At 65.0% G+C, this 6,000-nt stretch carries 5 protein-coding genes; 3 read left to right on the top strand and 2 right to left on the bottom strand.

Features of this window, described 5'->3' with window-relative positions; all coding sequences use genetic code 11:
- Both HUU99_RS10110 and HUU99_RS10105 read left to right on the top strand, forming a co-directional pair.
- Positions 1-395 (top strand): OmpA family protein (locus HUU99_RS10110; RefSeq protein WP_174286451.1); only part of this gene is annotated, 395 nt, incomplete at its 5' end.
- A gap of 107 nt (positions 396-502) precedes the next feature.
- Entirely contained in the window at positions 503-1,669 is a 1,167-nt protein-coding gene (locus HUU99_RS10105) for an isovaleryl-CoA dehydrogenase (RefSeq protein ID WP_174286450.1), read from the top strand.
- 44 nt (positions 1,670-1,713) lie between these two features.
- Here HUU99_RS10105 and HUU99_RS10100 read toward each other — a convergent pair whose 3' ends face one another.
- Positions 1,714-3,819: a M3 family metallopeptidase gene (locus tag HUU99_RS10100; protein WP_174286449.1), complete on the bottom strand. Its 2,106-nt coding sequence runs from the start codon at positions 3,817-3,819 to the stop codon at positions 1,714-1,716.
- A 36-nt stretch (positions 3,820-3,855) separates the two neighbouring features.
- On the bottom strand, positions 3,856-5,307 hold the full coding sequence (locus HUU99_RS10095; RefSeq protein ID WP_174286448.1) for a glycosyltransferase family 2 protein: 1,452 nt from the start codon (positions 5,305-5,307) through the stop codon (positions 3,856-3,858).
- Between the two features lie 72 nt (positions 5,308-5,379).
- Between HUU99_RS10095 and HUU99_RS10090 the strand changes: the two genes are divergently transcribed.
- Entirely contained in the window at positions 5,380-5,955 is a 576-nt protein-coding gene (locus tag HUU99_RS10090) for a cytochrome b (RefSeq protein WP_174286447.1), read from the top strand.
- The last annotated feature ends 45 nt before the right edge of the window (positions 5,956-6,000 follow it).

Genomic DNA, 6,000 nt, shown 5'->3' with positions numbered 1-6,000 from the left:
CGCCTCCCCCGCCGCCGCCGCCTCCGCCGGTAGTGACGTGCTCGCCGGGTCCTTTCATCGTGTTCTTCGAATGGAACAAGTCGGACATCACGCCGGAGGCCGGGTCGATCCTCGACAACGCCGTCACCCAGTATCAGAGCTGCGGTACCGCGCAGGTCATGCTGGCCGGCTTCACCGACACCTCGGGTACGCCGAAGTACAATATCGGTCTCTCGCAGCGTCGTGCGAACGCGGTGAAGGCTTACATGACGGCGCATGCGATCCCGGACGGCGTCATCACGACGCAGGCGTACGGCGAAGACCCCGCCCATCTCCGCGTTCAGACGGCGGACGGTGTGCGCGAGGTCCAGAACCGTCGCGTGGAAGTCACCTACGGACCGGGTTCGGGCAACTAAGCCTACCCATCCATCGGATGCGACAAGGGGAGGTCGGCGAAAGCCGGCCTCCCTTTTCGTTTGTGCGTGCACTGCTATGGGAGCGCGAAGAACAAATCGGAGAGAGCATGACCCCGGATTTCGACTTCGCGCTTGATGAGGATGCGGAGATGATCCGCGATACGACGCGGCGCTTCGCTGCGGATCGGATCGCGCCGCTTGCGGTTCGGATCGATTCGGAAGACTGGTTTCCGCGCGATCTGTGGCCCGAAATGGGCGCGCTCGGCCTGCATGGCATCACCGTCGGCGAGGCGGATGGCGGCCTCGGCCTTGGCTATCTCGAGCATGTGCTCGCGGTGGAGGAGGTCAGTCGCGCATCGGCTTCGGTCGGCCTCAGCTACGGCGCGCATTCCAACCTTTGCGTCAACCAGATCAGCCGTTGGGGCAACGCGGCGCAGAAGGCGAAGTATCTGCCGAAATTGATATCGGGCGAGCATGTCGGCAGTCTCGCCATGTCGGAAGCCGGGGCGGGGTCGGACGTGGTGTCGATGAAGCTGCGCGCGAATGCGGTCGATGGCGGATTCCGGCTGAACGGCACGAAATTCTGGATCACCAACGCGACCTATGCGGACACGCTGGTCGTGTACGCGAAAACGGGTGAGGGCAGCCGCGGCATCACCGCATTCCTGGTCGAGCGCGATATGCCGGGTTTTGCGATCGGGCAGAAGATCGACAAACTCGGGATGCGCGGATCGCCGACCGCGGAGTTGGTGTTTGACGACTGTTTGGTACCAACCGAAAACGTCATGGGTGCGCTACACGGCGGTGTCGGCGTGCTGATGTCGGGGCTCGATTACGAGCGCGCAGTGCTGGCGGGAATCCAGCTGGGCATCATGCAGGCGTGCCTCGACGTGGTCGTCCCCTATGTCCGCGAACGCCAGCAGTTCGGTCAGCCGATCGGGTCGTTCCAGCTCATGCAGGCGAAGATCGCGGACATGTACGTCGCGCTGAACTCCGCACGCGCCTATGTCTATGCGGTCGCGCGGAGTTGCGACGCGGGAAGGACGACGCGGTTCGATGCGGCGGGTGCGATCCTGCTGGCGAGCGAGAATGCGGTGCGGGTGGCTAACGAGGCGGTGCAGGCGCTGGGCGGCGCGGGTTACACGAAGGACTGGCCGGTCGAGCGTTACATGCGCGATGCCAAGCTGCTCGATATCGGCGCGGGGACGAACGAGATCCGCCGGATGCTGATCGGCCGCGAACTGATCGGCGCGCCCGAGCGCGTGGTGCAATAGCGACGCCGATCTTTCCGAGGCATGGAAATCGCTCCGTCATCGCCTCACTCTCCGCTGGCCGCTAACCCCCGGTCCTTCAGCATCGGCGCGATTTCGGGGTCCTTGCCGTAGAACGACCGGAATATCGTGTCGTAATCCTGGCTATGCCCTCGCGACAGGACGAGGTCCCGGAACCGATCGCCGTTCGCGCGGGTCAGCCCGCCATGCGCCTCGAACCACGCGAACGCGTCGTTCTCCAGCATCTGCGTCCACAGATAGCCGTAATAGCCCGCCGCATAGCCACCAGACCAGATGTGCTGGAAATAGCTCGACCGGTAGCGTGGCGGGACATGCGCGACGTCGAGTCCGGTCTTCGTCAGCGCCGCGGTTTCGAACGCGTCGACATCCTGCTTCGGCGCGCTGGCCGGCAAAGCGTGCCATTGCATGTCCAGTTCCGCCGCTGCGATCAATTCGCCCAGTGCATAGCCCTGGTTGAACTTCTGCGCCTTCCGGATCTTGTCGACCAGCATCTGCGGCATCGGCGCGCCGGTCTTGTAATGAACCGCGTAATTCGCCAGCACCTTAGGATCGAGCGCCCAATGTTCGTTGAACTGCGACGGGAATTCGACGAAATCGCGCGCCGATGCACCAAGCGACGGATAGGCGATCTGCGAAAAGAAGCCGTGCAGCGCGTGGCCGAATTCGTGGAACATCGTCGTCACGTCATCGAAGCTGATAAGCGCTGGCCGGCCGGGTGCCGGCTTCGGCAGATTGGCGACGTTGTAGATGACGGGCGACGTGCCGAGCAGCGCCGATTGGCCGACGAAGCTGCTGTTCCAGGCACCGCCCTGCTTGTTGTCGCGCTTGAAATAATCGCAATACCACAAGGCCAGATGCTTGCCGTCCCGGTCGAACACCTCGAACACGCGCACGTCCGGATTGTAGACGGGGATGTCGTGGCGTTCCTTGAAGCTGATCCCGTAGAGCTGGTTCGCGGCGAAGAAGACCCCCTTCTGCAGCACGGTGTTAAGCTCGAAATACGGCTTCACCTCCGCCGGATCGAGGTCGAAGCGCGCCTTTCGGACCTGTTCGGCATACAGGTCCCAGTCCCAGGGCTTGACCGCGAAGCCGCCGCCCTGCGCCTTGATCAGCGCGTCGATCTCCGCCGCCTCACGCCGTTCCTCGGCCGCCGTGGCGGGAATGAGCTTCGCCATGAAGGCTTCGGCGGTGCCGGGGGTTTTCGCCATCTGGTCGACCAGGACATAGTCCGCCCAGCTCGGAAAGCCGAGAAGCGCCGCCTTTTTCGCGCGAAGCTGCGCGATCGATGCGGCGATGTCACGGGTGTCGTTGGCGTCCCCCTTTTCGCTTCGCATCCAGCTGGCGTCGAACAGTTTCGCGCGCGTCGTCCGGTCGGTCATCGATTGCAGCGCGGGCTGCTGCGTCGTGTTCTGCAGCGGTACGACCCATTTGCCGGTCAGCCCGCGCGTCTTGGCCGCCTCCGCCGCCGCGGCAATCCCGCCCTCACCAAGCCCGGCAAGCGCGGCGGGATCGTCCACCACCAGGCCGCCCGCCCTGGTGCCTGCAAGCAGCTTCTGGACGAACGCGGTCTGTAGCGTAGACAGCTGCGCATTGAGGTCGCGCAGCGTCGCCTTGTCGGTGTCGGACAGCTTGGCACCGGCGCGGATGAAACGCTGGTGGACGATGGTCAGCAATTGTATCTGGTCCGGGTTCAGCCCGAGCGTCGCGCGCGTATCCCAAAGCTTCGCGACGCGCGCGAAGAGCGCCGGGTCGAGATAGATCGTGTCGCCATGCGCGGCGAGCGCACGCGCTTCGGCCTTCTGCACCGCTTGGCGGGCGGGGTTGGTGTCCGCCTGATTGACCGCACCGAACGCCGCCGACACGCGCCGCAGCATCGCACCCGATCGTTCCATCGCGGCAATGGTGTTGTCGAAGGTCGGCGGCGCGGGGTTGTCGGCGATGCCGCGGACTTCGGCGATCTGCTGCGCCATGCCCTGCTCGAATGCAGGCTGGTAATCCGCGTCCGTGATCCGGTCGAACGGCGGGGCCTCGAACGGCAATGTGCTGCGCATGGCGAACGGGTTGTCCGCCGCCAGCGCCGGCGTGGCGGGTGCGGCGAGTGCGGTCGCCAGCATCAGGGTGAAACGCTTCATCGACCGATCTCCGTCATGTCTTTGGATTTCGCTGGTTCATGATCCGGTATCGGCCGAATGGCCAGTGAACGCCGTGCGCGATTGCGGAGTCCATGTCTCGCTGCCGCGCAGGAACGCGATCCAGCCCCAGATCGCCCCCGCGTGGCGCAGTAACTGGAAGGTGAAAGGTTCGGCGATCGCGGCGATGATCGCGGGGCCGATGCGCAGCCCCTTTTCCTGCCCCGTCCAGCGCTTGTAGATGTGGAGCGACCATAGATGGAAACTAAGGTCGATCGCGATCTTCGCGAGCATGATGAGCAGGATCGGCAACGCCAGCCTGAAACGCCCCGTTGCCACCAGCGCGATCAGGATGGCGAATGCGCCGAGCCCGTAGATCGGCTGGAACGTATCGAGCGCCTTGACCGGCAGCATCGCGGTGCCGAGCCGCCCGTAGCGGCGGTTGCCGACCATGTCGCGGTTCCAGTGTTGCGTCTGCAGAAACCCGCCGAACCAGCGCCGCCGCTGGCGCAGGAACGCCAGCGGGCTGGCGGGGGCATCGGTATAGGCCAGCGCACTGCCGACGACACGCACGCGCCAGTCGAGCCCCTGGTCTGCGGCATGGCGGTGGAGACGGTGGATCAGCTCGTAATCCTCGACCATGCAATCCGCGTCGAAGCCGCCGACCGCGATCACCGCGTCGCGCCGGAATGCGGCGAACGCGCCGGACACCAGGAGCAGGCTGTGCGCCTGTTCCCAGGCGTGGCGCGACAGGAAGTTGCGGACATATTCGTAGCTCTGGAACCATTCGAACAACCGCGCCGACAGGCTCGGGCCGCAGACGGGCGCGAGAACGCCGGTTGCCGCCACCAGTTCGGGTTCCGCCGCGAACGCCGCGCGCATCGCGGCGATCGCATCGGGTTTCAACAATGTATCGGCATCGACCGTCAGCACGACCTCGTCCTCCATCGCCAGCAACGCATCGTTCAGCGCATGCGCCTTGCCCCGGTGCGCCAGCCGCAGCCAGCGCAGCGTCGGATGACCAGGTGCGGGTGCGCTGACGGCCACGTCGGCAGGCAAGGCCAGGCCATAACGGCCGAGCATCAGGTCCGCGGTGCGATCGGTCGATCCGTCGTCGGCGATCAGGATCGTGTCGGGCGGGGTCTGCTGCGACTGGAGCCGGTCGATCGTCATCTCCAGTACCTCCGCCTCGTTGAAGGCGGCGACGATGACGCCCAACGTGGCCGGTGTCGCGTCGGCAGCGAAGGGGCGGGCAGAGATGTGTTCCAGGTCGCGGATCTGAAGCGCGGTGAAGATCAGCAGGACGGTATCGTAGAGGACATAAGCGATCCCGATCGACCAGATCGCGACGCCTTGACGATCGAACGCCTGTGCGAACAACAGGATGAACGTGAGCGGTGCGGCGAGGCCGATGAGACGGCTGGCCACCGGGATCGGCCGCGGCGAATAGCGCGGCGATGCTGCGATCAGGACCGCGTTCAGGGATGTCATGCGTGAAATTGCCGATCTAGGTTAGGGCGAGCAGATCGCGTAACGTCGCGCCGGATTCAAGGGAGATCGAAGATGGTGGCACGATATACCCGGACGGCGATGCTGTTCCACTGGCTGATCGCCGTCGGTATCGTCGCCAACGTCGCGCTTGCGTGGGCCTGGCCGTACCTGGGCGATGCATCGGTGCGACCGGCGATCGATACGCACAAATCGATCGGGGTCACGGTGCTCGGGCTCGCGGCGATGCGAGTGATCTGGCGCTTGACGCACCGCCCGCCGCCGTTCCCCACGGACTACACGCTCGTCGAGCGCAAGGCCGCGCACGGGGTGCACTGGGCATTCTACGTCCTGATCTTCGCGATGCCGCTGACCGGGTGGATCATGGACTCGGCGTACAAGGATGCGGCGAGCCATCCGATGTACTGGTTCGGGCTGTTCCAATGGCCGCGGATCGCTGCGGTGATGCATCTCGACCCGGCGCTGCGCGACCGCGTGCATGACGGGTTCGGCGCGGCACACAGCTATCTGGCCTGGGTGATCTACGCGCTGTTTGCGCTGCACGTCGGTGCGGTGGTCAAGCACGAGTGGATCGACGGCGATCGTGAGCTCAAGCGGATGCTGCCCGGCGGTGCCGAGGCCACCAAGTGAAATCGTCGTCATCCTGTGATCGGGACTGGCGTAAGGGCGTGTTAG

The organism is Sphingomonas bacterium (assembly GCF_903642285.1).
GTDB lineage: Bacteria > Pseudomonadota > Alphaproteobacteria > Sphingomonadales > Sphingomonadaceae > Sphingomonas.
The sequence above is the reverse complement of the archived record's forward strand: the minus strand, read 5'-3'. Positions and strand labels throughout refer to the sequence as shown.

Coding starts and splice junctions, on each gene's coding strand:
- HUU99_RS10105 (WP_174286450.1), top strand. CDS start 503: ATGACCCCGGATTTCGACTTCGCGCTTGATGAGGATGCGGAGATGATC.
- HUU99_RS10100 (WP_174286449.1), bottom strand. CDS start 3,819: ATGAAGCGTTTCACCCTGATGCTGGCGACCGCACTCGCCGCACCCGCC.
- HUU99_RS10095 (WP_174286448.1), bottom strand. CDS start 5,307: ATGACATCCCTGAACGCGGTCCTGATCGCAGCATCGCCGCGCTATTCG.
- HUU99_RS10090 (WP_174286447.1), top strand. CDS start 5,380: ATGGTGGCACGATATACCCGGACGGCGATGCTGTTCCACTGGCTGATC.